1 protein-coding gene is annotated in these 1,910 nt (G+C 74.7%); it reads left to right on the top strand.

The window, feature by feature from the left end:
• Positions 1-79 precede the first annotated feature (79 nt).
• Positions 80-1,910 (top strand): hydantoinase/oxoprolinase family protein (locus tag ACYVE9_RS25010; RefSeq protein ID WP_461030165.1); only part of this gene is annotated, 1,831 nt, incomplete at its 3' end.

The raw sequence follows: 1,910 nt of genomic DNA on the forward strand, positions 1-1,910 counted from the left end.
CCGTCCACCGCCGGACGGCCGGCGCCGGGTCGCCGCCCGGCACGTTCCGCGAGGTGGCGCGGGCTGGCACGATGGCGCCATGAGCGGACGCTGGGAGTTCTGGATCGACCGCGGAGGCACCTTCACGGACGTGGTGGGCAGACGGCCGGACGGCGGCCTGGTCACCGGCAAGCTGCTCTCCGAACACCCCGGCCGGTACCGCGACGCGGCCGTGGAGGGCATCCGCCGCATGCTGGGCACGGCGCCCGGCGACGCCTTGCCGACCGAGCGGATCGCCGTCGTCAAGATGGGCACCACGGTCGCCACCAACGCCCTGCTGGAACGCAGGGGCGAACCGACCGTGCTGGTCACCACGGCCGGATTCCGGGACGCGCTGCGCATCGCCTACCAGAACCGCCCGCGCCTCTTCGACCGGCACATCGTGCTGCCGCAGGCCCTCTATGCGCACGTCGTGGAGGTCCTCGAACGGGTCGACGCGCACGGCGGCCCACTGCTCCCGCTCGACGTCGACGCCACCGCGGCACGGCTCCGGCACGTCCACGACCAGGGCGTGCGCTCCGCCGCCGTGGTGCTGATGCACGGCTACCGGTACCCCGACCACGAGCGGCGGGTCGCCGAGCTCGCCGAGCAGATCGGCTTCACCCAGGTGAGCTGCTCGCAGGAGGTCAGCCCGCTCATCCGGCTGGTGCCGCGCGGCGACACCACCGTCGTCGACGCGTACCTCTCGCCGGTGCTGCGCCGCTACGTCGACCAGGTCGCCGACGAACTGCGCGGCGTGCGGCTGATGTTCATGCAGTCGGGCGGCGGTCTGCGGGAGGCCGGGCACTTCCGCGGCAAGGACGCGGTGCTCTCCGGGCCCGCCGGCGGCGTCGTCGGCATGGTCCGCAGCTGCGCGGAGGCCGGACAGCACCGCGTCATCGGCTTCGACATGGGCGGCACCTCCACCGACGTGTCGCACTACGCCGGTGAGCTGGAGCGCAGCTTCGACACCCAGGTGGCGGGCGTGCGGATGCGGGCTCCGATGATGGACATCCACACCGTCGCCGCGGGCGGCGGTTCGGTGCTGCACTTCGACGGCGCCCGCTACCGGGTAGGCCCCGACTCCGCGGGCGCCGACCCCGGCCCGGCCTGCTACCGGCGCGGCGGCCCGCTGACCGTCACCGACGCCAACGTGATGCTCGGCCGGGTGCGGCCCGAGCACTTCCCGCACGTCTTCGGCCCCCGCGGCGACCTCCCCCTGGACGAGGAGGTGGTGCGCCGACGCTTCACGGAGCTGGCCGAGCGCGCGAAGCGCGAGACCGGCGACGACCGGACCCCGGAGCAGGTGGCCGCGGGTTTCCTGGAGATCGCCGTGCTGAACATGGCGAACGCGGTGAAGAAGATCTCCGTGCAGCGCGGCCACGACATCACCCGGTACGCGCTCGCCGGCTTCGGCGGCGCGGGCGGCCAGCACGCCTGCGCGGTCGCCGACGCGCTCGGTGTCGGCACCGTCGTGGTGCCGCCGCTGGCCGGAGTGCTGTCGGCCTACGGCATCGGGGTAGCGGACGCCACCGCGCTGCGCGAGCAGTCCGTGGAGCGGGAACTCGTACCGGAGGCGATGGACGCCATCCGCGCGGTGTGCGGCGAACTGGGCCGGCGGACCCGCGCCCAGCTCGACGCCGACGGCGTTCCGGCCGCCTCCGTGCACACCCTGGCGCGTCTGCACCTGCGGTACGCCGGGACGGACGCCGCACTGCCGGTGGCACTGGCCGACGCCGAGGCGATGGCGGCCGAGTTCTCCCGCCTCCATCGGGCCAGGTACGGGTTCACCATGGACAAGCCGCTGGTCGCCGCCACCGCGGTGGTCGAGTCCGTCGGCCGCGGCAGCCCGCCCGCCCCCGGCCCGTACGGCCCCCACCGGCCTGCGGAGG

The organism is Streptomyces sparsus (genome assembly GCF_054776295.1).